The following is a 26,440-nucleotide window of genomic DNA, read 5'->3' on the forward strand; positions in this document are numbered from 1 at the left end:
TAACGCCAAAAATTAAGATACCATTGTAATCTTTTCCTGATTTTTTGATCTCTAAGATATTATCACTTTTTTTTTCGTCAAAAGCGGCATCATCCACCATACCAAGGATATAAACATCATCCATAAGCTGGTAAGATGGATTAGTGTCTTTATATGATTTCGATAAAATATCCTGTGGTTTAAGTGATTTTTCATCAATATAATTAACCGGAACATTCAAAGACTTAAAAAGGCTTTGAAGCCCTGTGTAAAAGTCATCTAAGTTTTTAAAATAGTCCAAATTCATTAATTTACCTCGTTCACAATTTATAACTCCTCACTCACAATGAACCATGTTATTAAATCAAAATTATGCAATTTATACTTATCGTTTACGCTAATATTCATTTTTACCCGTTTTACAGCAGAACTATCTCCCGTTTTTAATTTAGCTAGAATATCCTTGGTCTCTGCGCCTGCTCTTTTTTTAACGGTTCCATCTTCCTGGACATCTTCTTCTGTTGATTGAGATTCAAGCCACTTTTTCATAGAGTCAACAAGCTCACTTATAGCTGATTCTTGACCTTTTTCGATAGCATCAGGAACAAAGCGAGATTCCTCTTTGTGTTGTGCTAATGCATCAAGAACCTCTTTTTGATTAAGCAGTACCTGTTTGCCGTTTTTATTTATATAAATCAAATCAAAGGTTTGATATTCATGAGTTAATGTTTTCGGTGGTTTTGAAGGATATCCAAGTAAGGCTATAATACCGGATTCGGGGCAGATAGATTTTTCAGATTTAAACCCTGTATAAACTCCTTTTGGCATATTTTTATAATACTTTTCGTCTCGTTGAAGCTCTTCATGCAAGTCTTGACGAAAATTTTCGAGAGATAAATTATCAAAACCAAGACCGGAATCGTGTTCTTCGATCTCATCCCATGAAGTCTGCATCTGTTTGAGCATTCTCTTATTCAATATATCCTCAAAGTCTGAATCGGTTGCCATCTCCTTAAAGCTTTCTGAAAATTCAAGATTGACCTCAGAGCCGGCAAGTTTCATCATTGCCATGCGTTCTTCAATTCTTCCTTTAAGATTTAAATAGGTGTTTATGTTATCTGACGGCCAATAATTTATCCCGAAGATCTCTTTATTTGGAGAACCGATACGATCAATACGCCCCATTCTCTGTATAATTCGGACAGGATTCCAATGGATATCATAGTTAATAACCATATCACAGTCTTGAAGATTCTGACCTTCACTTAAAACATCAGTAGCAATAAGAATATCTATGGGGTTCTTAATTTTTTCATGCACTTTTTTATCATTTTTTGCCACCCATTCTACCCACTCTCTATATTGCTTCTCTGGTGAAAGTTTTTCATTACTTGGACCTAAATTGAGCGCTTCTTGTTGGACAAAAAAATATTAGGTGGCAGATGTAATTTTGGCACGGCTTTTCCAGATTCAATGTTGAACACTTCGTTTAAGGTTCTGAATGTTCATCGGATTTGTCATTTTCTTACCGGAGAGCGAAAAGTAGTACTTTGCGGACGTACTTCACCCTCGAATTTTTTGAATTTTCTTTTTTCTATGTTACCGTTATAGGTTCTGGGATTTTGACCCGGTGCCATAATAATTTTAACTGTAGCTGTTCAAGAACAGTCTCTGTCACTTTCAGGATGATGTGACCGCCGGTTGTAACGATTTTTGCAGCAAAGTCGATTATCCTTCGTCTAAAGGTATTTGGATAGCATGTCACCGGAATAACATCTTCGAGCGCATCTCGTTTGAAGGCTTCATAGAGAAAATGACTGATGACTAAAAAGTAATAGTATGCCCGGTTCATGCCGAAGCGTTCGAATGGCAATTGTTCTTTGGTAGCAAATTCTTTTATGGAACGATATACGAGTTCCCCCTTGCCGCGTTGATGGTTAAGTTCGATAATAGCCTCTGGCGTGAGGTAATGCTGGCCACCGGCTCGGATGAGTTTCTCTGTCAACGCTTTACCTGTTCCGAGGTTTGTGTAAATGAAACTATCGGTTTTGGCAAACTCCAGATTCAGTTGGCCGTCTTCCTCTGTTTCCAGGATTGTGAAAATACATCTGCGAAATTTCGGCCAGCTCTTCAAGCGATTGCCAAACTCAACATACTGCCAGGACTGCTTGCCTTTCAGAAGCGTCTTATACTGTTGTGACGGAATTTGTTGTGCGTATTGTTTTAAATCATCATACTGTTTACCGGCACAGATATAATGAATGTTCAATCGTTCTTCAAAATAACGAAAATTGGCATCGTCCAGGAAGCCGCTGTCGCTGAGCAGAATGATGGGAACGTCAGCATACTTTTTACGAATCAGGCGGGTTATTCCGGCCACGGATTTGATGACATCACAGCCGTGATTACTGTGAACGCTGCCGTTGCGAAAAATGACGTCGACCAGATAGGGCCCCCAGGAGATATGAAAAGGCTGGAACCCTTTCTTTTTCTTATAGGTGGGCTCGACGCCTTCGCGTTTGTCAGCATCGTCGTTGTCCAGAACCATGGTATCGGCAAACAAAATGATGACAGCAGGCTTCTCTATCTTCAGGCGCCAAATAAACAATTGATGCAAAAGACTCCGATAAACCCGATTGCCAACATAGGCCAGCTTACTGAAAACGCGTTTTATTTGATGAGAGGATGCCATTTGCTCAGAAAGGTTTTCCAAAATAGCCGCATAAGATTCGTCACCTTTACGACGGTCAAAACTGCTCATCGACATATCGGTACCGTCGATGAAATAGGCCAGAAGTTGTTTAATAAACTGGTAAATCGGCAGACCTTTCGCTGATTTCCTGAGAAAGTTAAAATATTTCTCAAACAGGGGATAAAAAATGATGTTCTCAATATATCGTAGAAAGAAAAATATGCCGCCGCGGCCAGAAACTTTCTCTCTGGTGACGTCGATTTTGGTAATTTTTGCTTGCGGCGATACAGATTTTTTTGCCATATTCTTATACCTTTTGGGTTTGGTATTATTATTTCCATTGATTGCTTACAATTAAAATAATAACAATATCTTACAAACTCAAAAGGTTTTTTTATTTAATGCGCTATCGCTCAACTTAGGTTTAAGTTAACTTCTTCTGATAATCAAATTTTTGGAGATCCTATCATAAGAAAAGCGAGGAGCGAAGAGCAATTCAAAGACGCTCTTCTTTCATCGCGACTCGCTCCTCGAATAGTCAGGATTAACAAGACTATCAGCGGTTCCTTTTAGTAAAAAGTCCGCCACCTGCTCAGCAATCTGCACGGCTACTCTTTCCTGCGCTTCAAACGTGCTTGCTCCTAAATGCGGCGTGATGATGACATTTTCCAGGCCAATTAAAGGATTCTCTCCGGGAGGTTCCTTCTCAAAAACATCAATTGCTGCACCCGCAATCCTGCCGGATTTCAAGGCTTGATAAAGCGCCGCCTCGTCAACGACGCCGCCTCTTGCTGCATTAATAAGCCGCAAACCTTGCTGGCAATTCTCAAAATGTTCGGGACCGACTAAATTTCTCGTATGTTTGTTAAGTGGAACATGGATGGAAACGTAGTCGCTGAGAAGGAATATTTCCTTCAAATCACTCTGTTCTACGCCAGCTGATTCAAAAACTTCAGACCCGATTAACGGATCGTAGGCCATTGTTTTCATTCCAAACGCTTGCGCTCTTTTTGCAACTTCCAGGCCGATTTTACCAAGTCCGGCGATGCCCAGAACTTTGCCGTAAAGTTCGACCCCTTTAAATAAGGTGCGATCCCATCTTCTCGCCAGCATCGAAATATGGGCCGATGGAATCTGCCGGGATAAAGCCAACATCAGGCCAAAAGTGAACTCAACCACAGAAATAGTATTGCCATCAGCCGCGTTTAAAACCGCGATTCCGGATTCGGTCGCCACGCTCACATCAATATTATCGACCCCGGCGCCGGCCCTGCCGATCACTTTGAGATTTTTGCCACTTCGAATCATTTCGGCGGTGACTTTCGTGGCACTCCGTACGATGATTCCGTCAAAGCCCTCAACAGTTTTGCACAATTCCTCCGGGGGCAGTCCCGGTTTCATATCAACTTCGAAGCCTTTTTCTTTTAAATATCTTTGGCAGATGTCAGCTACTTTGTCGGAGATGAGGATTTTAGTTTGTGACATACTTAGAATAACCTTGCCGGTTTTAAAACCTGCAAGGGTTATAGCCTTTCACTTTTGATTTTTCATGAAAATATTTTGAATAGTAAATACACCTTCACCGTGTTTAAATTCCCAGCCAAAATCGGCAAGCGCTAACTCAAGAGCTGAAACCATGGCAACCATATCAAGGGTATCGTAATAGCCCATGTGGGCAATCCGAATGACTTTGCCTTTTAGCTGGGCCTGGCCCCCTGCTACCGTAATACCGTATTTCTCTCTCAAATGGCGCTTGAATTTCACACCGTCAATTGACTCAGGCAATTTAACTGCGGTTAGAGAATTTGAGGGAGATTGCGCAAATAAATCCAAACCGACGGCCTTGACCGCTTCACGGGTCGCATGGGCCAAAAGCTCGTACCCCTGCCACATATTCTCCAGCCCTTCTTCGCGGATCATTTTTAAAGCTTCTCGCAAACCCATAAAAAGTGTAATTCCAGGGGTCCAGGCAGAGGTCATATTTTCTTGTGCCTTCTTTTCTTTTAGCAAATCAAAATAGAATTTGGGGATGTCCGAGGCGTTTATCTTCTGCCAGGCACGGTCATTCAAAGCAATGGCGGCCAGACCCGGCGGGCACATTAAACCTTTCTGAGAGCCGGTTACCGCGACATCGATGCCCCATTCCTGCATTTTAAAAGGCAGCACCCCGGCAGAAGTGATTGCATCCACGACAAGCAGCGTGTCGGAATGATTCCTGACAACCTCGGCAATGGATTTGATATCCGCTGCGACGCCCGTGGAAGTTTCACTGTGGGTTAAAAAAACCGCTGCCGTTTCCGGATGTTTCTCCAGATAGGATTTTATATCAGAGGGGTTCACGGCCTGGCCCCAGGGGACTTCCATTATGTGAGCATCTGCGCCATAGGTCTGGCAAAGCTGTCCCCAGCGCTCGCCAAACTTGCCGCCCGAAACAGTCAGCACGCGGTCATTTTTTGAAAGTATATTGACAACACAAGCTTCCATCGCCCCGGTTCCGGAGGCGGTTAAGGCGATGACATCTCCCTCAGTTTGAAAAAAATATTTGAGATCCTCGATAACGCCTTTAAAAATCTGTTTAAATTCAGACCCCCGATGATGAACCAATGGGTTCGACATTGCAACCTGAACACGTTCAGGAACCTGCGTTGGCCCCGGCGTAAAAAGTCTTTCGCGCATGCTTAGTGCTCCAATAAGGTTGTAATTTCCCGCCAAACTTCTTTTTTGCCCGCTCCGTTAATGGCAGAAAACGGAATAATCTGCTTTAACTTAAAGTCGTTCAATTGATTTGAATATTTCCGCACCTGATTCAATAAAGCCGATTTTGAAAGTTTGTCTGATTTGGTCGCGACTAAAATAATTGGGATATTTAAATTTTTCAACCACTCAAGCAACTGCAAATCCAGTTTGGTCGGCCCAATTCGCGAGTCGATGATTGAAACCACTCCCTTCAAATTTGGACTTTGAGTCAGAAAATTTTCAATAAGCCGCCGCCATTGAACTCTTTCGGTTTTAGGGGCCTTCGCAAAACCATAGCCCGGTAAATCAACAAAATAAATTTTTTGGTTTATCATAAAATAATTGAGTTGCCGGGTTTTCCCGGGCGTGGAACTTGTTCTGGCGATCTTTTTTCGGTTTAACAAACAATTGATGAGGCTGGATTTCCCAACATTCGATCGGCCGGCAAAGGCGACTTCTTTTAAATTATCTTTGGGAATATGATCGAAGTTTTCAACGCTTTTTATAAATTCTACTGAGGTTATTTTCATTCGTCAATTACTCATTCACCGGATAGACTTAGAGTCTCGCGATGAGTTCGGATTTAGACAAAAGCCTCCTTCAAAACCTCATCCATTTTCTTCACCGATATGATTTTGATTCCTTTCTTTACTTCATCTTTAATCTCGCTTAATTCCCGTTCATTTTCAAAAGGAATCATAACGGTTTTAATATTAAATCTTTTAGCGGCGAGTAACTTTTCGTTTAAGCCCCCAATACCCAGAACATTTCCTCGTAAAGTAAGTTCGCCGGTCATTGCCAAACCGTCTCTAATTTTTTTATTCGTCAAAGCAGAAATTAAAGCGGTTGCAATGGTAATTCCGGCGGATGGCCCATCCTTGGGAGTGGCGCCTTCCGGAATATGTATATGAATATCCTTGGTTTTCCAGAACTCGTCGGTAATCCCGAAGCTTTTTGCGTTGGCCCGGGCGTAGGAAAAAGCAGCCTTCGCCGACTCCTGCATCACTTCTCCTAACTTTCCGGTCAGGGATAAATTTCCCTTTCCTTTCATGACATTAACTTCGATTTGCAAAATATCGCCGCCGTAGCGCGTCCACGCCAACCCCCAGGTGGCGCCAATCATACTGCCATCTTCACGCTGGCGTTCAGGAAATTTGGGAATGCCGAGATATTTTTCGACCTTCGCTTTCGTAATTGCAACCGATTTCGCAGTACCATTCTGAACCAGCTCTTTTGCAACTTTCCGGCAAATGGCAGACAGTTCACGCTCTAAATTTCTCACCCCGGCTTCGCGGGTATATTCGCGAATGATTTGCAAAATAGCTGCTTTTTGAAAGCTAAGATAGTTTGATTTCAACCCGTGCTGCTTTATCAACTTTGGAATGAGAAACCCGGTTGCAATTTCGAGTTTATCATGTTCAAGATAGCCCGGTAAATTTATCACTTCCATTCTATCCAGCAGCGGCTCGGGAATCTGGTTTTCAAGATTCGCGGTTGTTATAAACAAAACTTGCGATAAATTATAATCGACTTCCATGTAATGATCATTGAAAGCTTTGTTCTGTTCCGGGTCCAAAACTTCCAGAAGTGCCGCGGACGGATCACCGCGAAAATCCATGCTCATCTTGTCTACTTCGTCGAGAAGGAAAACCGGATTAACTGATTTAGCTTTCTTTAAGCTCTGAATTACCTTTCCCGGCATGGAACCGATGTAGGTGCGGCGGTGGCCACGAATCTCTGCCTCGTCACGAACGCCGCCTAATGACACACGAATAAAGTTTCTGCCCATGGCACGAGCAACCGACTTACCGAGCGAAGTCTTCCCAACTCCCGGCGGACCGACAAAACAGAGAATCGGACCCTTCAGTTTTTTCGAAAGTTTTAACACAGCGAGATGTTCCAAGATTCTTTCTTTTGGCTTTTCTAAACCAAAATGATCATCTTCGAGTATTTTATTCGCTAATTCGATGTTGAGGTTATCTTTGGTTTTTTTATTCCACGGTACCGCTACCAGCCAATCTATGTAATTCCTAATTACAGTTGCTTCGGGTGAAAAGGGTGGCGTCATTCGCAGTTTCTCCAACTCCTCATACGCCCTTTCTTCGGCCTCTTCACTCATTTTTGCCTTTTTAATTCCTTCACTTAAAAAAGCAAGCTCGCCGTCGAACTCGCCATCTTCGCCGAGCTCATCCTGAATGGCTCGCATCTGCTCATGAAGATACAAACTTCTTTGAGATTTATTAATCCGGCCTCGGACCTTTTCCTCGAGCTCCTTTTCCAGTTTAAGTATTTCCATCTCCGACTCAAGGATACTAATTAGCGCTAAAAATTCTTTCTCTACCGAATTGGTCTCGAGTATTTTTTGCTTGGTATCGATATCACGTTGGAGGTGTGCAGCAATTAAGTCGGCCAAACGCTGCGGCTCTTCAACCTTCTCAATCGTCATCATTATTTCGTCGGGGATATTGCGATTGAGCCGCACATATTCTTTAAATAAAGTCGAAACACGACGACCTTTCGCCTTGATCTTAGGGGTTGCATTTTTACTTTCAGAAATGAGATCAATTTCAGCCTGAAAGTGATCATCGAGGGCAAGAAATCGCTTGATTTTGCCGCGAACAATCCCCTCGACCAAAACTTTCATCAAGCCATTGGGCAGTTTAACAACTTGCAGCACCCGAGCGATTACACCGGTTCTGAATAAATCCTTTTTCCCCGGTTCTTCAATTGCGACATTTTTTTGAGCCGCCAGAAAAATATGTTTGTCACGCAGCATCGACTCTTCGATCGCTTTCAATGACGACTCGCGGCCCACTAAAAGCGGATAAATCATATAAGGAAAGATAACAACGTCTTTCAGCGGAAGTATAGGCAGCCGATTATTAATTTCAATCAGCGATCCTTCTCTCATTACTTTATGCATACGAATACTCACGTTTAAACCGAATTCAAATTATAAAAATACTCAAGGAAAATCGGGGTTTATTATTATTTTGAAATTAAGGTACAAAATAAAAAATCTCCCCACAGGTACCCCCTGGACTGAGGAAGATTCTTTCAGACATAAAAATCTAGTAATATTAAGCGCTCTTTTTGACTTCTTTATAGGTGTAAATCGGCTTCTCTTTTTTTAAGATATTATCTTTGGTAATAATACAATTTTTAATATCACTGCGCGATGGGATGTCAAACATGAGATCCAACATCACTTCCTCAAAAATGGCTCTAAGAGCCCGGGCCCCTGTTCCCCTTTTTTGGGCTAACCGAACGATCTCCTGCAATGCTTCGGGTTCAAAATCCAATTCAACTTCGTCCATTTCAAAGAGGCGTTTATACTGTTTGGTTAAAGCATTTTTGGGTTTTAATAAAATGTCCATCAGCATTTCTTCAGTGAGCTCATTCAAAACCGCTAGAACCGGGAGTCGGCCGATTAGCTCAGGAATCAAACCGTACTGCAAGAGATCTTCGGGCTGAACGTGCCGCAACAAATCAGTTGAGCCAACCTCACTCTTCTTCATTTGAGAGCCAAACCCGATGATTCGTTTACCAAGCCGCTTGCTGATAATATCTTGCAAACCAACAAAAGCACCGCCGCAAATAAACAGAATATTTTTTGTTTCAATATTAATCAAATTCTGCTCCGGATGTTTTCGGCCACCCTTTGGCGGCACGGCTGCGCTTGTTCCTTCCAATAACTTTAGAAGTGCCTGCTGTACCCCTTCTCCGGAGACGTCCCGGGTAATGGACGGGTTGCCGTCTTTGCGGGTGATCTTGTCGATTTCGTCAATATAAACGATGCCCCGCTCAGCTTTTTCAACATCATAATCTGAAACTTGAAGCAGCCGCACCAGAATGTTTTCAACATCCTCGCCAACGTATCCCGCTTCCGTCAAAGTTGTCGCATCGGCGATGGTAAAAGGAACCTGTAAAAATTTAGCGAGCGTTTGTGCCAAAAGCGTTTTACCGGTCCCGGTAGATCCTACGAGAAGAATGTTACTCTTTTCAAGCTCGACGTCGTCAAAAGCATCGTAGGATTTAATTCGTTTATAATGATTATAAACTGCAACGGCGAGATTTCGTTTAGCTAAATCCTGGCCAATAACGTAATCGTCCAACGCTAATTTGATGTCGGTAGGAAGGAGCTCTTGATTCTGAAATGATTTGCCACGCCTGATAAAATCTTCCTTGATAATATCGCCGGCGCTTTTTACGCATTCATTGCAAATATAAACGTCCGGTCCCGTGACAATACATTCGACCTGATTGGAATTTTTGCCACAGAATGAGCAAACGTATAATTTTTCAGTGTTTTCCTTCTCCGCCAACCTCAACGTCTCCTATTTGGACTCCGACTTTTTAGTTGCCGCTTTAGTCGTCGCTTTTTTCTTGGTGAGTCCCTTCCTGTCCATCACTTCATCAATGATGCCATATTTTTTCGATTCTTCTGCTGACATGAAGAAGTTGCGGTCAGTATCTTTTGCGATTTTCTCAATGGATTGCCCGGTGTGATTCGCCAGGATTTGGTTGAGTTTTTCTCTTATGACTAAAATTTCCTTAGTCTGAATTTCCAGGTCGCTAGCTTGACCCTGTGTCCCGCCTAAAGGCTGGTGAAGCATAATCCGCGCGTGCGGCAGAGCAAAGCGTTTACCTTTGGCTCCACCGGCTAAAAGAATCGCTCCCATACTCGATGCCTGTCCCATGCAGTAAGTAACTACATCCGGTTTAACGTGCTGCATGGTATCATAAATGGCAAGGCCGGCAGTGACATATCCACCCGGGGAATTGATATAAACCGCAATGTCTTTATCCGGATCGTCGGCTTCTAAGAACAGCATCTGGGCAATACACAAGCTCGCAGCCGTATCATCGATTGCGGCGCCAATAAAAATAATCCGCTCTTTTAATAATCGTGAGAAAATATCATAAGCGCGTTCTCCCCGTCCTGTGGTCTCAATTACCATTGGTACTAGTCCCATATTCGAACTCTTTCCTTAGGTTAATTCTTCAATTATTTAATAGCCAATTGTTGTGCTTTTTCGATATCTTTTCTGGTAATCCTTTTATCTTTTATTTTCGCGTTTACTTCCAAATAATTCAAAACTTTATCTTCGATGACATCTTCTTCAAATTGCAGTTGTGCTCTTTTGTCTTTCAAGGATTTCCTGACCTGTTTTTCTTCAATCTCTCGTTCTTCAGCAAGCCGGTTAATAAAGCTATCTTTGTCTTCCTCTGTAACACTAAGATTCTCTACTTCTTGAAGTTTATCCTTTACCAGCTCCCATCTAAGATTCCAGATCGCTGTCGGACGATAATGATTTCTCAGCTCCTCTTCATCGAACTGTTCTTTTGACTCCTTTTTTGCGTTCTCCACAAAGACATCTAAATAGTTATTAATCATGGATTCAGGGAGATCAAAAGAATTCTTTTTAAGAAGCTCGTCAATAATTCTTCGGCGTAAATGGCTGCGGGCATTAATTTGTGCCTGTTTTGTCAATTTTGCCCGAAGGTCTGTTTTAAGTTGATCGAGACTCTCAAACTTGCCGGTGTCCTTTGCTAATTCATCATCCAATTCCGGAAGCTGTTTCGATTTGATCTCTTTAACATTGACTTCAAAATAATCTTTTTGATTTTCTTTATTAAGTGAATCGGAATGTGAATTTTCTATGGAACCGAGTTCAATCCGGCGCTTATCACCGGGCTTTACCCCGATGAGCTGCTCCGAGAACTCTTTATTATTTGAGTTGTTTGTCGTGATTTGAAAATACCGATCTTTAAATTTCTTGCCGATAATCGGAATGCCGGTGGCATCCACCTGCTGTAAATCAGCGAGGACGAAATGGCCCTCTTCCGCTGCGGTTTCGACCGGCTGCATGACTGCCATTTGTTCCCGCACATCATTCAAGGCATCCGAGATATCCTGATCGTCTACTTCATAGACTTCTCGTTCCACAGAAAGACCCCGATAGGTTTTCAATTCAATATCCGGCACCACCTCACAAACAGCTTTGAAATGCAATCCCTTTTCGGGATCATACTTAATATCCTCAAGCTTGGCCGGGGCTACCAGTCTTAAGTCTTCTTTGTCTCTTACTTCCCGGAGAACGCTTTGAACAACCTCCTCAATGGCTTCGCCTTTCATGGCGTCGCCGTAGAGTTTTTTGATTAAACCCAGAGGAACTTTGCCTTTGCGAAACCCTTGTAATTTTACGTTCTTCTGATACTTTTTGTAAACATTGTCAAAATGAGGCGCCAGTTCAGCTTCCGGAACATCAACCTCAACAACTTTTTCGAAATTTCCCTTTTTTGTAACTTTTGATTCCAAACTACTCTCTTAAATTTTACTTTATAAGATTTTTTTTAAGATAGTGCGAGAGGAGGGACTCGAACCCACACGCCTTGCGACACTAGATCCTAAATCTAGCGCGTCTGCCAATTCCGCCACTCTCGCAAAGTCGGCCAGAAATATATAAATTCTAAAAATTAAAGTCAATATATTATTTACTGCGGGGAGGCTTGCGCGAGGGGGAGTTCTAAGGTGAAGGTAGATCCTTGACCGGGCGCACTATCCACAAATAATTTACCCTGGTGACTCTCTACAATTCCAAAGCAAATACTGAGACCGAGACCTGTGCCTTCACCAACTTCTTTGGTCGTAAAAAACGGGTCGAAAATCTTATTCATATTTTCATTAGAAATCCCGACACCGTTGTCGCTAATCTTAATCTGAACTGAATCCTGAACAAATTTCGAATGAACAGCCAATTTCTTTGGAGTTTTCTTACTTTCCTTTAACGCATGGTTGGCGTTGTTAATTAAATGCACGAAGACTTGCTGCAATTGGTGATAGTCACCGGTAATCTTAGGTAAATTTTGGTCTAATTCTTCTTCGAGATCAATTCCATCCACTTTCAATTGGTAGCTCTGTAATTCCAACACGCTGTTAATAACCTCATTCGTGTCGATGGGTTCACGCTCAGAATCATGTTTTCTTGCAAAGGTCAGTAAGTTCTTAATGATATTCTGACATCTTTTCGTTTCTTTTAAAATCACCTCAATATCGCTTCGAACCTGGGTCGGCAACTCCTCTTCCAATAAAAGCTGAGAATAGCCATATATTCCCCCCAATGGATTGTTTAATTCATGTGCGGCGCCTGAAATCATTTGCCCGAGGGCAGACAGCTTTTCTGAGCGCATGAGTTGTTTTTGCAACTGTACAACTTGCGAAATATCTTTGATGACCAGGAGAAAATCATCTCTTCCTTTTAGGGGCGATTGCGAGACAAGACAGGAGGCACAGTTTCCGCCTGCAACACACATCTCTATTTCATAGATCGACGCTTTACCTGATTTAAGTTCAGCGATTTTTTCGTTGAAAAATCCATGCAAATGCTCCCGTACAAACGCAAGAAAATTTTTCCCGCCGATTTCATCCGGCGCCACGCCATAAAACTTCGCAAACTGATCATTGAAAAACTTTATGGTGCCATCAGAAGCAATTGTTATCATCGAATCTAACGAGCTGTTCAGAACATTCTCTAAATCATTTTTCAATCCCTCTGTTTGCTCATACAATCTTGCATTTGCAACCGCGATACTTATTTGGTTACTAATAGACTCTAAAAGCTCAGTATGTCTTGAATTGAAGAAGTCCTTTTGAATACTTGCAAGAAGCAAAACGCCCAAAGTTTTGTCTTTATATTTCATGGGCACAGCTGCCAAAGAACTCAAATTATTTCGGCCCAACAGAGCAGCAAATTTTGTGGTATTTTCAGTTAGATCGGCGATCAGATGGTGATGACCATTTGAAACCACGCCTCGAACAAAATCAGCCGGGTTGAGATCAATCTCCTTTGACAGCGCAAGTTCTGTAAAAACGCCTTCGCTGGCTTTAAGATCAAATTCATTTGACAATTCTTCATATAGATAAATCGCGCCGGCATCTAATTCTAATTTCTGAGTTAGAGTTGTAATGGCTCCGCTCAAAATTTTTTCCAAAAACAGCGACTGATTCACAACTTCCGAAACCGCATTTAAAACCTGCAATTCCCGATTTCTAACAACGATCTCTGCTTCTACCCGCTTCTTCTCTTTATAGATTTTATGCTTATCAATTACACGATCGATTACTTTGGGTAAAAACCCGGGATAGTCATTATTTTTTACAACGTAATCAAAGGCCCCGGCTTTCAAAGCCTCTACTGCCACTTTCTCATGGCCGTGACCTGTAACTACCACAATCGGAACATCCATAGCTTTGTCTTGTTTGAGACGATTTAATATCGTCAACCCATCTTCGTTTTGAAGATTGTAATCCAATAAAATAATATCAAAGTTCTGCTTCTGCATCACTTGTTCACATCTTGCAGATGAATCAACGATCTTAACCGAATAGTTGCTGGTTTTTTCAAGGCAACTCTTGGCCAAAAAGGCATGATCCGAATTGTCCTCTACCATTAATACTTTTAATACTTTGATTTTGGGGTCATTCATAGCTGAACCAGGTTAGAGCAGTACAAAATGATTTAAGGGACTATTCTACAAAAGAAGTGTTACATCTGATGAACACATTTTAAAAAAATATAACGTGAAATAGATAAGAAGCAAGCACTTTCAAATTTTTTTAAAATAATTTAATATTGGCTTGAAATTTGACCCAAAAAAAGATTGTGAATTTCAGAGGATTGAAACTAATATCCCGTTGCCTGGTGAGCGTAAATTGTGCCTATTCTGAGAGTTTTCCGGAGTAATTCGACTGTATCGAGGTTAACATTGGCACAGTCAATGTAGACCAAATGAAAAAAATAATAAAACTAGCACAACGGTGAATAGTGAAAAGGGGCTAAATAAAACCGGGACCTTCCCATAACTCCCTTTATGAGAAAATCCCAGTGTAAGTAAATCTAATCATTTCCGTTCCAAAATGCCATCCCTTAACTCAACTGTGTCATGCAACTTAAATGCCACATTTATCTTCAAAAACATTTTTCTTCTTAACTTATTATTAATTTTAACTATACGGACATTTGTTTTATGATTTAACAAAGAGATTACTGTTTACTCAACGAACAGTAGTTCCCACATGAAACACCATTGTCGAATCATCAATATCAATTTCGCATTATAGTAAAACCCTGGGCGATGAAAAATTTTTTGGATTTTTTTGGGAGGAAAACACTGATTAACTTGTCTATGTATCCAAAAGAGGAACGTCGTTCCTTTTTTTTAAATGGTGTGTGTGTGAGGTGAAAATCCGGCATCCTCTCAGAGTGAGGCCCAGCCGGATTTGGGACTGCCGTCCAATGTCAGGGAGACACGTTGGGCGGCTTTTTTATTTTTAGGTAGTTTAGAAAGAAATTTGTTCGATGGTACGAACAAGAGAATTGGTCAAAGCTTTATAAGATTTCTTGGGAGGGACAATAATTGCCAGAACAACATCCTGGTCAAATGCATGAAAAAATCGGAAAACGATCTTCCGGTGATTGAATCCTTCAACAATCATCTCCTTTATATTGGATATTTTACCCATTGCATCTGCCATTTTTCTTACTTCCCGCAACATGATTGAAAGCTCCGCCAGCCGATCTTGCTCAATAACCTGCTCGTTATTGAACTCCGCTAAAGGCAGCCCCTCATCCGAAAAAAGGCTTACCATATCATAATTACCCATTTCGGAAATTTCAATCATCTTTTTTTCGATGACCGATTGTGGTGATTTTGTATCCATAAACCCTGAGGTTAGTTAATCAAACTAAAACATCTATTTTGGAAATAACTTCAGTGATAATTTTCTTCAGCGTTTCAATTACACCCATTCCGTTAACAGCCGCTGCTTCGGCATAAGGAACGCCAAAGAAGTTAAGTTTTGACTGCATCATTCCAATCGATTCTAAATTCGGTAAATCTCTTTTATTGTATTGAATAATCCAGGGAAAGCTTTCAAGGGAGTGTCCAAATTCGATGAGATTTTTTTCTAAATCGAGAAGAGAGTCTAGGTTGTCGCCCATGCGCCTTTTTTGAGAATCTGCAACGAAAACAACTCCATCCACGCCTTTCAAAATAATCTTTCGGCTATAATTATAGTAAACCTGTCCGGGCACCGTATAGAGGTTAAATCTTGGCTTGAATCCTTTGACACGGCCCAATTCAAGCTGCATGAAATCAAAATATAAAGTCCGTTCCTCTTTCGTTTTTAAAGTAACTAAATCGCCCCGGACGGTTGGATCAAGTTGTTTGTAAATATGTTCTAAATTAGTTGTTTTCCCCCCCAACCCAGGTCCATAGAAAACGATCTTGAGGTTTATTTCTTGTAAACCATGATTAATGAACATGAACCCGGCAACTTACATCTTTAGCGAACGGTTTAATTCTTCACCTAGCAAGGTTTTGAATTCCAAATCAAGGAATTTTTTGGACTGTTTATCCTGCTCTTCTGCCGTTTTCAGCAAATCAACTAAATCGTTAATGGTTTTTTTTGTATAAATCCTAATCATGCCCAAAGCAACACTGACATCAAAAATCACCATGAGAACAAAATTAAATCCTACATTTGATAGGTATATATTTTTATCCTCGCCCTCATGAAACAAAAACTTAAAACTATTCTTTTCGCCAATCATAGAAGCCATTTGGGCAGTCGCTGAAAAATTGTTGGCTGCAAGAGATGAAATTGCCGGGAGGTCGAGATCTTGTATGTCACCCTTGTGCGTTACCGGGTAGCCGTTGGTCTCACAAAAAACAATTGTTTCCGCGCCGGTGTTTGCGGCTAATTTGTCCAGTATTTTGGCAACGCCGTTGTATATGTCCTCGGAGAGTATGAGTTGGGCGCAGTTTCCTTTATTGATACTTTCCATAAAAAAACCTCCTGAATCAATTATGCAAAATTGATTCTTTTATAAAAATTGAACTGCTCTGTCATTGCCCCTCTCCCAACCTTTCGGCTAAGAATTCAGGCAATTTCGTATTCCTGATTTTTCTTTGCGTTTCAGCAACTGCGTATCCAACACGAAAATTTTCATAAACCTTGGTTTTGTTGTCGTAGATTGAAAAAGATGCCTTTGGATTAAGATCCCTCGGCTGTCCAACACTCCCAACATTGATAATATACCTGCAGTTTTTTTTAATTTTCAAGGGATTTTTTTTGGAAACGAGAGGATGATCGCTTTGTTCATTTAGATGGACAGCCATTGGGACATGAGAATGACCTATAAAACAAATTTGGCTGCTAAATTCAGGAAAATTCAATGCAGCGTCACCAATCGTGTTAATATAGTCCCACTCCTCAGGATTCCGGGGCGTAGCATGAACAATGGTAAAACCGTCCAAGTCAATCTTTAGCGGCAAATCCATCAAAAAATCGACTGACGATCGTGTCAGCTTATCAGCTGTCCACTCGATCGCGCTCCGAGCCCAAAGATTGAAATAGCTAACATCGAGTTTCCCAATGGGTGCATAGTCATGGTTTCCTGCCAGAGTGACCTCCGTCCGCTCTCGAATGATATCGACACATTCATTTGGATTGGGACCGTAGCCGACCACATCCCCCAAACAAAGTATCGAGTCAACCCCCTCTTTTTCAATTTCAGCTAAAACGCTTTCAAGAGCCTCTAAATTACCATGAATGTCGGAAATTATTGCGTATTTCAATCGGATAATCGAGTTTAACGTAATGAAAATTAATTGGCATTAAAATGTACGATTTAAATTTTCAGTATGCAAGAATAATTTTTTTCAGAAGTTACACGAATAGTTTCTAAAACAGCGGTAAGACAATTATTCAATATCGTAATCACAATGACTACCTAGTAGTGTGATTCCTAAATAACCTGCGTAATTAAGTGCTCCTGCGAAGGATCGAAAAATCTGTCTTCGAGTCTGTCATTTAGTAGTCAATAAGTCATTTATTGTCATTGACTTAATGACACAATGACCATCAATGACGGACGCAGAATTTAAAAGACAACAAATACGATTGCCTGTTGAAATAGTAATTAGGAATCACTGTACTAGTATTCAGAGTCGTGCTGAACAAAACGTGATAGATTGAAATCGTGGCGTTCTGACTCCTAGAACTAAAAGCGCCCTTGTAAATGATTACAAGGGCACAAAAATTTTACAGAGGAATTAAATTGTTCCAAACTGGAGGCTATATTACGACCCTTCGGTTAGAAGCGTCTTTAATAATATGAAAATTGGATTGTCTGGTTACAGTCTTAGAATTATCTAAATCTGTTACTTGCAGTACAAGTTTATATTGCCCGGAGTCCAGCCCATCAATCGGTATCCCCAAACTCAAAGCACAAGTTTTTCCTTGCTTATTTTGTTTGTGGTTGACTTTTCTTAGTTCCTGGCCATTCTGGTCAATAATAGTAAAAGTGGCAAGAAATTGGTTGACATTTCGTTTCTTTTTATAGTTAAGATTATAGAGTTCACAATAGACATGCAACACTTTAGAATCAACCCCATAAATGTGTCCCACATTCGGAACGATCTCTCTGCCATTTTTGACTAAAACTGTCTGCTCATCAGTAGTAGTGATGGAAGTTGCCAGCTGAATATCGCTTGCCTGTAACCCTTTCTCAGCGTAATCTGGTACATGCAAACTCCTTCTAAATCCCCTGAATACAGGAGAATGATTCTCGGTTATTGTCACCTGAACTTTATAATCGTCCGGTTTCAGGACAAATGTAAACCGAATGATTTCAGAATAGGTGCTCAAATGCCTGGCTTCTTTATATGAACCCACCTTAACTGAATCGGTGTAACTGGCAGTTTCAACCAGTACATTCTTCTTATTAAAGAGAGTTATTTCGAGGTTATAATAAGCAGTAAAACCATCAGGAACTTTGGTGAATTGCAGGTTCTTATAGGGAAGCTTGCAAAACACTTCTACAAAAGTTTTATTTCCATCAAAAGCTTTGAAGGTAAGGAAGTCGAAAAAATAACTGTTTTGGGCGATATCATGCGTTAAGGATTGGCCAATTACGGTGCTTGAAGTAAAGAGTAGAAACACCAAAAGATAGAATCTTCGCAGTCCTTGCGAAATAACCCAGTTTACGTTTGATAGGTCGGTTGACTTCATGTCATGGCTCCCAAGGTTGTAAATTACTAAATTACTTTTTTTCACTGCTGTCCAAAATAATTTGAAATACAAGGATTCTATGCTGTAAATATGAGAGTTAGTAAAGCCAAAACAGCAAATTGAAAATCAGGTTCCCATTTATTTTTTTCAAATTGAACAGATGCGGTCCAGGATAAAATTCAAATTTATAAGCATCAAATATGCTAAATACGACTAAGTACTCGATAAAATTAATATATATAGACTTGAGTTGGGGCGCTGCCACTACTGCTGCCCTTTCTCATTTGTTTGGATATGAAAAAGTTTTGTACGCTCTTGGCTTCCTCAGGCGAATCGGCTTGCCAGCTGTGCCAGCACTCCTGGTTTTGAAGTCGTGCTCTGGCGAAGGCCGTGTTATCGGGAATACCGAAGGTCCATGATCCGTAAGACCCACTTGCAAGCGTTTGCTCAATTTCTCGTTTGGTTTCAAGTCCTGACATAACTGATTACCTTAGTTTTTATCAACTTGTCATAGTTTTAGGACGAAGCGTTCCACCAAAAAAATAATCGGCAAAAGTGAGAAAAAGCTTAGAAAAAAAGCCTTTAATTTTTGAATAACTCATGATTTTATTTTAATTGTCTTCCTCCACCCACTGAACTGCATCCCTCACCCAAATTTGGGCGTCACCCAGAACCTCCGCGTAAGCACCGGTGCCCCAATTTAACAAGCGGAATGCCGCTTACCAGCAAATTAGCCCGCCTGGCCGAAGGGTCTACCGAGGCGCCGAGTTCTGGGTTTTGATGTCAGCATCCGGAAATACCGGGTCCACGAGCATAGCGGGCTTCCATGAAAATAGAGTTGCTGCCTATCGGTACACTCACGCCAGCGCCGAAGCCGGGAAACCGCTGGTTGGCCCACCCAAATATATACCTATTTTCTTCATGGTAACCTCCCCCGCTTTAGGCGGTTTAGATTCTACTTATCTGCCCTGTCTAAAAAACGCTGGTTAATCAGCCTTTGTTAAGTCGCGCTTCATAACATATATCGTTCCGCCGCTATTTAGTCTAACCATTGCCTCATCCTTTGAAAGACTACCTCTCCGGATTTCAATGACGGTTCCAGGCTGATTTCTTAAATGTCTGGGGATATCCTGATTTTAAAGAATTCGAACTCTGTCACCAGTTTGAATTTCACTCATTGCCAGGCTTCCTTTTTTTGTTTCATGTGTCAATAAACGACCCTTTTTTGAGCACCCAGAATTGTAGCTTTTGTTGCAGGTAAAAAGCAAGTAGAGATTCACAATTTGGGCAGACGGAAATAGGTGAGCTGAAAATAAAAACCCCGACTGGTGGGCCGGGGCAAAAATGAAATAAATCAGCAATACCGACAGTTATCGTCATTAAACGATTTTTTTTGATGTTAGCTTATTTCAGCCCCGGGTCTGAGCGAAGAGGCAAATTTTCAGGCCGGCGGCTTTTCGGCCATTTATGGCGGCAAGTTCTCCTCGTTTCTGGACTTGAAAATAAAGGAAGGCAATACCGAAAATCCCACGGTTGACGGGCGTATCGATGTGCTCGGTTGGGAGGTAAATTACGACGGCCCCCGGCCTGCCTTAAAAAATTCCAATAGGGTCGTCTCGGCAAGGCACCAGGACTTTACCCGCATCCTTGAATTAACCGGACAAGAGGAATTCGGTTCACCCAGATTTACGGATGTCATTGCGAAGATTACAACCGAGTTTAGTCACAAAAACAAACTCTCCTTGCTGGCGATTTGGGCGCTGGAAAACTTCGACCGCACCGTCGAAGATGTCTTCGAAAGCGACGATTTCGCCAGCACAGGTTCTCACAGACCTCGACGAGCAGAAAACCCTCCTGGGGGTGAACTGGCGAAGTCTAATAACCTCAAAAAAAATCTCCACCTATTTGATACGCCGACTTCGTCTTCCCGAACACTTCGTATGTTTCTCCACAAGTCTTTTCCGTCACATAGCCATTTATGAAAATGGCTGAAAAGATGGAGAGCAGACCAATGAACCATAAGACAATCGTAGTAGTACCAGGCCGTTCAGAGAGAATCCCATCACTTGTTCCTTCCAGCATAATTACTAGCCCTGCCACAAACGGTTTGGCTATAAGTATTGGCGGTCCCCACGCCGCCCTCACCGAGCTTGTTAAGGATTTTGTAGTGGAGTATGGTTTTGCCGATCATTTTTTTAGTGGAACACTATTTGGTACTCCGTGATAGAATCCCCCGCACCGCACCCTCGACCAGATTATAAGTCGCATTCAAAGAAATCAGTTCCGGGTCGGCGCTGTAAGGATAAGACGCAATTCCGAGCGCCGCGGATTTCTCATATTTAAACATCAATTCTAAAGCGGCGCCCAGCTCCTTGCTGGTGGGCCCGTCTGGCACCGTCAGCGGATGTCCCAGAACTTCTTGCGGGTCGAGAACATCCATATCGATGTGGATGTAAATCAAGTCCGTTAGTTTGCTCAGGCGCTGCATCTGCCGGTGCAGGTTATCAGACAAATTGCGGATATCGTCAACCGAAACCATTTCGATAAGCGAATTGTCGATGCGTTCCTGTTCGAGCGGGTCCGTGTCTCGAACACCCGCCAAAACGATATATTTCTCAGGGAGGGCCGGATCCAGGCCGGACTGCAGGCGCATGCGGGTGAGACAGTGCCCTGCAGCGACAGCGACCGGCATACCGCCCAGCATGCCACTTAACGTGGTTTCGGGGGTATTGAAATCTCCGTGGGCGTCGATAAAGACTAACCCGACCCTGAGGGGCCGTCTGGTTGGTCCGGAATGCTGCAGTCCGGCAAGCATGCCACTTAAGGAGCTGCAGTTGCCCAGTAGTCCTACCACAAACGAATCCTTCCTTAATTCCTCAGCTACCATTTTACCAAGATGGCCATTGGACATACCGAACTTACTCCATTTTCCGTATGTTTTTTCCTCTTCCGCCGTCAACTTGACTTCTGGCCGAATTTGCACGGTTACGCCCATTTCGTTGAGCATTTTTTCAATGCCGCCGGTGGCCAATGCTGCCGGTCCTCCCGATTTTTCCGGTGAGGCGCGGTCTCCGGTGTATGGGTTTTGAACGAGCACAACGTTGAGTGGGTTCGTGGTTTGTGCGAAAGCATGCATTTGGAACACTATGGTTGATGTAATTGTTAACCATACTATCTTTTGCATATTGAGCACTCCTTTTGTTTTCAAAAAAATCTAATTCTCCTTATCACCAATCGAGGTTAACGACAGAAATTACAACGCTTATCTCGCCCTCATCATAGATGTCGGCCAAACCTCAAAGAAGTAACATCAGATGAGTCGCCACAACTTGCAAGAGCGGCGAATGCCGCGAAGCCCAAAATTGCAATTACAATACGGTGCAACCGTTTTGGGAAAATCATACTAGACTCCCTTTATTATTTTTGCTGATTTCGTACAACTACTATCCCCATTCAACAGCGGAAAACTCTCTCAGTTTTTTGCAGCCTTCTTCTCACTTGTAATTAAGATAGCTTGCATACAGTATAAAGCTATATAGTGGCATTTGGTTTGAGCTTTACTTTTAATAAGCCTCAACCCGGATATTCCCTTGTGGGTCCAATAGCTGGCCAGGGTCGCCAGAATTTCGCCAGCGTCTACTGGTTCAGAAGCTGTCTTGGCTTCGACCGGCGTTCTCTTCTCTCAATAGCAGAAAACACTCTTGTCGGCCTTGTCTGCTTTTCTGCTTTTTCTGTCTATGCCCACCAGTATTTGTCATCATCAGCCTTGTTAGCCGTGATATATTTGGCTTCTTCCAAATTACGAAGGGCATTTTCTATGGCAGCATGAACATCAGCATCCTCGGGTTGTTCGGGATTTTCTGGACTGGATCCGAGGACTCTAATATGGGTTGGTAACCCTTCTTCGCGTTTATGTAAAGTTCCAGAACGAAAAATTCACACTTCCCGCTTCCACAATCATCGAGATGGTGAAAGACGCCCGCCGGCGCACCCTGGACTTGGTCGCGGAAAAAAGTATCGAGGACTGGCTGCTCATTATTTAGGTCCACACTATTTTGGCCACTTCAACCACCATCCCAAGCTTGTACTTCTCATCTCTTACCGTAATACTATTACCCACGATTGAAGTAGAAAAGCCACACTGAGGACTGAGTGCCAGACGCTCTTGCGGGATGTATCGGCTAGCCTCCTTAATACGCGTGATTAACTCTTCCTTCGTTTCCTGATCTGATCTCTTGCTGGTGACCAATCCTAATACGACCATTTTATCGTCGGGTACCTCCTGCAAAGGCTCAAACGAACCTGAGCGTTCATCGTCGTATTCCAGTAATAATCGTTGTGCCTGGATACCTTGAAAGATTGGTTTTGCAAGTAGTTCATAGCCTCCTTCGGTCAGCCACCGGCTGCCCTGGTTGCCACGTCAAAGGTGGAAACCAAAGGTTATTTCTGGAAAACCGCTCATCACCGCGTTGTCCATCTCAATTCCTCGACTCAGCCATTGATCGAGTGTCCAACCCTGCCCCTCGTAGAAGGCCCGAGTTTGCGGATTGAGTAATAATGAATAATGGGGAGCATCGAGTTGAATATAAGTGGCACCTAAACGAACTAACTCAGCAACCTCTGCTCGCAAAATATCCACTACATCTGCCATAAAACTATCCAACGTGGGATAAGCGGCAATTGAGTGTCTTGCTGACCAGAAATTGATAAACAAGCCTGGGCTTGGCAAGGTGATTTTGGCAATGTGAGATGTGCGCGCACGCAGGTATGTAAACTCTTCTGCTGAAAGGTGACGCTTACGTGTTAATTTACCAACAACTCCTAAGGTCTTAGGACGGTCCATCTTCCAATCTCCTACGTGTTCATCCCCATACCACTCTCCCCAAAGGAAAGCATTGATGTCATATTCGCCAAACCCCTCCACTGCTTCTGTCATCTGGCTTTGGAAGGACAACCGGCGCATTTCACCGTCCGTAACAATTTCCAAGCCCGCTTCCTCCTGCAGTGCGATTGCCTGGTCAACTGCTTTATCCTCTATCGCTTTAAATTCTACTTGAGAGATGTGACCTGCAACCAGAGCCTCCCTTGCCTTCAGAAGCTCTGAGGGACGAAGTAAACTGCCTATGACATCAGTATGTAAAGTAATCATCATGCCTTCTCTTAAAGATTTGATGAACCATTATTTGGGGTTACGACCCAAAGCCATCTAACGGCTTGCAACTCACCCGCAGCGGCGAAAGTTGCTCCTTAACTTTATTGACAAAATCAAACAACTAAGATGCTCAAAACCAAGAATTACGCAACAGCCAAGCTGTCGGGTGGAGTTGCTGGTCAGACCCTGTTTGTCAAAATAAGTGATGATCAGAATGATAATTCACGATTATCTGTTAGGACTGTTGACCTGTCAATCTAAGTGTTTCTTTGTACAAAGTCGCTGTTTATTCGAGACAAGGATGTTGTACCTGCCAGCTGCATAATGCGCACGAGTTCCGCACGTAAAATATCCAAAACTTTTTCGACACCTGTCTGACCAAATGCGCCTAGACCCCATACATAGGGTCGGCCAATGCATATAGCGTTTGCGCCTAACGCTAAGGCCTTAAAAATATCTGTTCCCCTGCGAAATCCACCATCAATCAGAACAGGAATCCGGCCTCCCACTTCATTTACAATTTCTGGTAAACATTCTATAGTTCCAAGATTACTTTCTTCCTGCCGACCGCCGTGGTTGGATACAATGATACCATCAACCCCATTTTCAACACTGAGTCTGGCATCTTCACCAGTTACAATGCCCTTTAACACAAGTTTCATGTTTGTGTTTGCCCTAAGCCACTCTATCATCTGCCAGTCGAGACTCGGGTCATGTACTTGGCTGGGAAAGGGAAGTCCTGCGAAATTACCCAAAGCGACTTTCTGAGCTGCTATCATTTGTCTGATAAAACCGAGATGATTTTCTCGGTTTCCTAACACAGGTAAATCAACGGTTAATACCAATACTTTACAGCCCGCTTCTTCTGCTTTCCTTATTAGTTGTGTAGTGATTTTTCGATCGGGTGTTGGGTAGAGTTGAAACCATGCTGATGTGTCTCGCACTTCATTGATTGTTTTGACAGAGTAACTTGATACTGTTGAGACGATCATCTCATGTTTTTTGGCTGCAGTTGCGCGAGCCACAGCCAATTCTCCTTCCGGATGAAATAGTTGCTGGAAACCTATCGGAGCCAGCATAATTGGGGTTTCCATTACTTGCCCAAATAGTTCAACCGAAGTGTCCACATTGCTTACATTTACCAGTCTTCTCGAACGAATCTGTAACTCATCAAAAGCCTTGCGATTGGCTTGTACTGTCTTCATGTCATCAGCGCCACCCGACAGAAAATTGTAAGCATCTTGATTGAGTTTTTGTCGGGCCAGGGTGTCAAAATCAAAGACATTTTTTGCTTCCGAAGGCGACGAGAGCAATAAGTCGCTTTCTTGCGTTTCACCCTTGCATCCCCAAATGCCAAAATAGCTAATCAGTGGTGAGTAGGCAACGAAGCGCAGAAATTCACGGCGATTGTATTCACGAATTTGGGCCTGTGTGTCCATTTTTCCTCCCCAAGCTGAGTAATGGTTGTAATTTCACTGTCTATTAAGTCACTGGGCTTTATGGGCGGGCACTTAGTAAGGCGAAAATTGATTTTAAAGAACTTAAGGTGGTTGCAGTTTGGAACTACACGGGTGTCCTTTTGAACACCTCTGCGAACCAAAACAATCAGGTTGACCTTCCAAGGCTCGAACGACGGCCTCATGACTGCCAGTAACATATTCATGCATAAAAAAACAACTTATATCTTAAAAGTACGTTAAAGTTTCTTAAATAATCAAGTTAAAAATGAGATCAAATTAAAGAAGGGACACAGCCGAGGATATTCAAACTGAGGAAAGGGGATGTTAAAAAGATGCTCAAATAATTCTTCGGCATCGGGCAAAAAGGTTAAGTGAAATCTTCCGCACATGGTGTTTCCTCCCTCGCGATAAGGGTGAATATTTGTCTACCTAATATAGGAAAAAGCTAATTCCGGGTCAAGCGGAAAATGAAACATTCCTAGCGTCATTTTCCAGATTTCCAACTTCGAATGACGAAGAAATAAACTGCCACATTAAGTCCAATGGCAAGCCCTCCGAGAACAAGTTGAATGTCACGCGTCAGACCAGGAGGGTAAATGATTGGTATCAAATACTGCTCGACAAACCCACCCTCGTACCCGGCAGCGCCACCGGCCAACCGTAGCCGATTTTCCAAAGGAGTAAGCGGACAAATCCAACCTTGAAACTCAATGACGGAAATCCAAATCGCCGATGGCAGGTGAAGTAAAATGGTCCACCTTCGCCAGAAGAATAGGAGGCCACCTAAAAGACCAAATAGGATGAACAGGAGGTGGAGAATTACGAGGAAATCCGCGAGTAGCCGGTAGAGCATTATCTGGACTCCTTACTTTCTCTAATAAGATTCAAGCCTTTACAATAAAATTGGCTCTCTCCATTCGCCGACCCATCTCAGCTCTTTTTTGGTTGGAGACTTTTGCATAGACATCTGTTGAGCGGATATCGCGATGACCCAAGCGGTCTTTGACTTCTTCTTCGGTAAAACCGGAATCGAGCATATGCACAGCTACTGAGTGACGCAATGTGTGAGCGTGCCGTTTGTCATCTGGTAGCTTTGCTTTCCTGCCATATTTCTTAAAAAGCACGTCAATCTGTTTTCTCGAAATAGGTTGCTTAAGGCGCGATAAAAACAATACGTCTCGGTCGCTCAAGCCACGAGAATTGAGATAAGTTTTTAGTCGCCTTAAAAACCTGGTGGAGCGGGGTAAGGGATACTCTGCACTCACTCCACCTTTAAGCCGCGTTACCCAAATGCGGTTACGCATTAATTCTAAATGGTCTAGTCCGATCAGGCCGACTTCAGA

The 26,440-nt window shown here is 42.5% G+C and carries 24 protein-coding genes, 1 tRNA gene and 1 pseudogene; 3 read left to right on the forward strand and 23 right to left on the reverse strand.

Going from position 1 to position 26,440, the window contains the following annotated elements:
* The 18 genes from IH879_04925 to IH879_05010 form a co-directional block, all read right to left on the reverse strand.
* The coding region (locus IH879_04925) for a hypothetical protein (GenBank protein MCH7674281.1) at window positions 1–286 on the reverse strand (286 nt) is incomplete at its 3' end.
* Between the two features lie 20 nt (window positions 287–306).
* Window positions 307–1,320: a hypothetical protein gene (locus tag IH879_04930; protein MCH7674282.1), complete on the reverse strand. Its 1,014-nt coding sequence runs from the start codon at window positions 1,318–1,320 to the stop codon at window positions 307–309.
* Window positions 1,321–1,573: 253 nt separating this feature from the next.
* On the reverse strand, window positions 1,574–2,974 hold the full coding sequence (locus tag IH879_04935) for an IS1380 family transposase (protein ID MCH7674283.1): 1,401 nt from the start codon (window positions 2,972–2,974) through the stop codon (window positions 1,574–1,576).
* 210 nt (window positions 2,975–3,184) lie between these two features.
* The gene (locus IH879_04940; protein ID MCH7674284.1) at window positions 3,185–4,156 is read right to left on the reverse strand and encodes a hypothetical protein; all 972 of its coding nucleotides are present in this window, start codon (window positions 4,154–4,156) and stop codon (window positions 3,185–3,187) included.
* Between the two features lie 48 nt (window positions 4,157–4,204).
* Entirely contained in the window at window positions 4,205–5,347 is a 1,143-nt protein-coding gene (locus IH879_04945) for an alanine--glyoxylate aminotransferase family protein (protein MCH7674285.1), read from the reverse strand.
* A gap of 2 nt (window positions 5,348–5,349) precedes the next feature.
* On the reverse strand, window positions 5,350–5,937 hold the full coding sequence (locus IH879_04950) for a YihA family ribosome biogenesis GTP-binding protein (protein MCH7674286.1): 588 nt from the start codon (window positions 5,935–5,937) through the stop codon (window positions 5,350–5,352).
* Between the two features lie 53 nt (window positions 5,938–5,990).
* Window positions 5,991–8,330, reverse strand: a complete 2,340-nt coding sequence (lon, locus tag IH879_04955; GenBank protein MCH7674287.1) for an endopeptidase La — start codon at window positions 8,328–8,330, stop codon at window positions 5,991–5,993.
* 157 nt (window positions 8,331–8,487) lie between these two features.
* Window positions 8,488–9,732 carry an ATP-dependent Clp protease ATP-binding subunit ClpX gene (gene clpX, locus IH879_04960; protein MCH7674288.1) on the reverse strand — a complete coding sequence of 415 codons (1,245 nt, stop codon included), beginning with the start codon at window positions 9,730–9,732 and terminating at the stop codon, window positions 8,488–8,490.
* A 12-nt stretch (window positions 9,733–9,744) separates the two neighbouring features.
* Complete coding sequence (gene clpP, locus IH879_04965; GenBank protein MCH7674289.1) at window positions 9,745–10,383, reverse strand: ATP-dependent Clp endopeptidase proteolytic subunit ClpP; 639 nt, start codon at window positions 10,381–10,383, stop codon at window positions 9,745–9,747.
* 32 nt (window positions 10,384–10,415) lie between these two features.
* Window positions 10,416–11,729: a trigger factor gene (gene tig / locus IH879_04970; GenBank protein ID MCH7674290.1), complete on the reverse strand. Its 1,314-nt coding sequence runs from the start codon at window positions 11,727–11,729 to the stop codon at window positions 10,416–10,418.
* A 44-nt stretch (window positions 11,730–11,773) separates the two neighbouring features.
* Window positions 11,774–11,855 (reverse strand) — tRNA-Leu (locus IH879_04975).
* Between the two features lie 50 nt (window positions 11,856–11,905).
* Entirely contained in the window at window positions 11,906–13,897 is a 1,992-nt protein-coding gene (locus tag IH879_04980) for a response regulator (protein ID MCH7674291.1), read from the reverse strand.
* 853 nt (window positions 13,898–14,750) lie between these two features.
* Complete coding sequence (locus IH879_04985; GenBank protein MCH7674292.1) at window positions 14,751–15,131, reverse strand: hypothetical protein; 381 nt, start codon at window positions 15,129–15,131, stop codon at window positions 14,751–14,753.
* 19 nt (window positions 15,132–15,150) lie between these two features.
* Window positions 15,151–15,735, reverse strand: a complete 585-nt coding sequence (locus IH879_04990) for a gliding-motility protein MglA (protein MCH7674293.1) — start codon at window positions 15,733–15,735, stop codon at window positions 15,151–15,153.
* Between the two features lie 12 nt (window positions 15,736–15,747).
* Window positions 15,748–16,257, reverse strand: coding sequence for a roadblock/LC7 domain-containing protein (locus IH879_04995; protein MCH7674294.1), 510 nt, complete (start codon window positions 16,255–16,257; stop codon window positions 15,748–15,750).
* A gap of 61 nt (window positions 16,258–16,318) precedes the next feature.
* Entirely contained in the window at window positions 16,319–17,050 is a 732-nt protein-coding gene (locus IH879_05000; GenBank protein MCH7674295.1) for a metallophosphoesterase family protein, read from the reverse strand.
* Window positions 17,051–17,549: 499 nt separating this feature from the next.
* Window positions 17,550–18,485, reverse strand: coding sequence for a hypothetical protein (locus tag IH879_05005; protein ID MCH7674296.1), 936 nt, complete (start codon window positions 18,483–18,485; stop codon window positions 17,550–17,552).
* A gap of 230 nt (window positions 18,486–18,715) precedes the next feature.
* Complete coding sequence (locus tag IH879_05010; GenBank protein ID MCH7674297.1) at window positions 18,716–18,964, reverse strand: hypothetical protein; 249 nt, start codon at window positions 18,962–18,964, stop codon at window positions 18,716–18,718.
* 211 nt (window positions 18,965–19,175) lie between these two features.
* Here IH879_05010 and IH879_05015 point away from each other — a divergent pair, with 211 nt between their 5' ends.
* Together IH879_05015 and IH879_05020 are read left to right on the forward strand one after the other, a co-directional pair.
* Window positions 19,176–19,475 carry a hypothetical protein gene (locus tag IH879_05015; protein MCH7674298.1) on the forward strand — a complete coding sequence of 100 codons (300 nt, stop codon included), beginning with the start codon at window positions 19,176–19,178 and terminating at the stop codon, window positions 19,473–19,475.
* Between the two features lie 506 nt (window positions 19,476–19,981).
* The gene (locus tag IH879_05020; GenBank protein ID MCH7674299.1) at window positions 19,982–20,467 is read left to right on the forward strand and encodes a hypothetical protein; all 486 of its coding nucleotides are present in this window, start codon (window positions 19,982–19,984) and stop codon (window positions 20,465–20,467) included.
* Between the two features lie 224 nt (window positions 20,468–20,691).
* Here the strand turns inward: IH879_05020 and IH879_05025 are convergent, their stop codons facing one another.
* Window positions 20,692–21,669, reverse strand: coding sequence for an arginase family protein (locus tag IH879_05025; GenBank protein ID MCH7674300.1), 978 nt, complete (start codon window positions 21,667–21,669; stop codon window positions 20,692–20,694).
* Window positions 21,670–22,375: 706 nt separating this feature from the next.
* Between IH879_05025 and IH879_05030 the strand changes: the two genes are divergently transcribed.
* Complete coding sequence (locus IH879_05030; GenBank protein MCH7674301.1) at window positions 22,376–22,528, forward strand: hypothetical protein; 153 nt, start codon at window positions 22,376–22,378, stop codon at window positions 22,526–22,528.
* Here IH879_05030 and IH879_05035 read toward each other — a convergent pair.
* The 4 genes and pseudogenes from IH879_05035 to IH879_05050 all read right to left on the reverse strand — a co-directional run.
* Window positions 22,525–23,634: pseudogene (locus tag IH879_05035) on the reverse strand (cobalamin-independent methionine synthase II family protein). The gene IH879_05030 and the pseudogene IH879_05035 overlap by 4 nt on opposite strands.
* Before the next feature lie 260 nt (window positions 23,635–23,894).
* Complete coding sequence (locus IH879_05040; GenBank protein MCH7674302.1) at window positions 23,895–25,076, reverse strand: alpha-hydroxy-acid oxidizing protein; 1,182 nt, start codon at window positions 25,074–25,076, stop codon at window positions 23,895–23,897.
* Between the two features lie 505 nt (window positions 25,077–25,581).
* Entirely contained in the window at window positions 25,582–25,950 is a 369-nt protein-coding gene (locus IH879_05045) for a DUF2784 domain-containing protein (protein MCH7674303.1), read from the reverse strand.
* Between the two features lie 31 nt (window positions 25,951–25,981).
* Window positions 25,982–26,440, reverse strand: a 459-nt coding sequence (locus tag IH879_05050; GenBank protein ID MCH7674304.1) for a tyrosine-type recombinase/integrase, incomplete at its 5' end; no start/stop codon positions are given.

This window comes from candidate division KSB1 bacterium (assembly GCA_022562085.1).
GTDB lineage: Bacteria > Zhuqueibacterota > Zhuqueibacteria > Oceanimicrobiales > Oceanimicrobiaceae > Oceanimicrobium.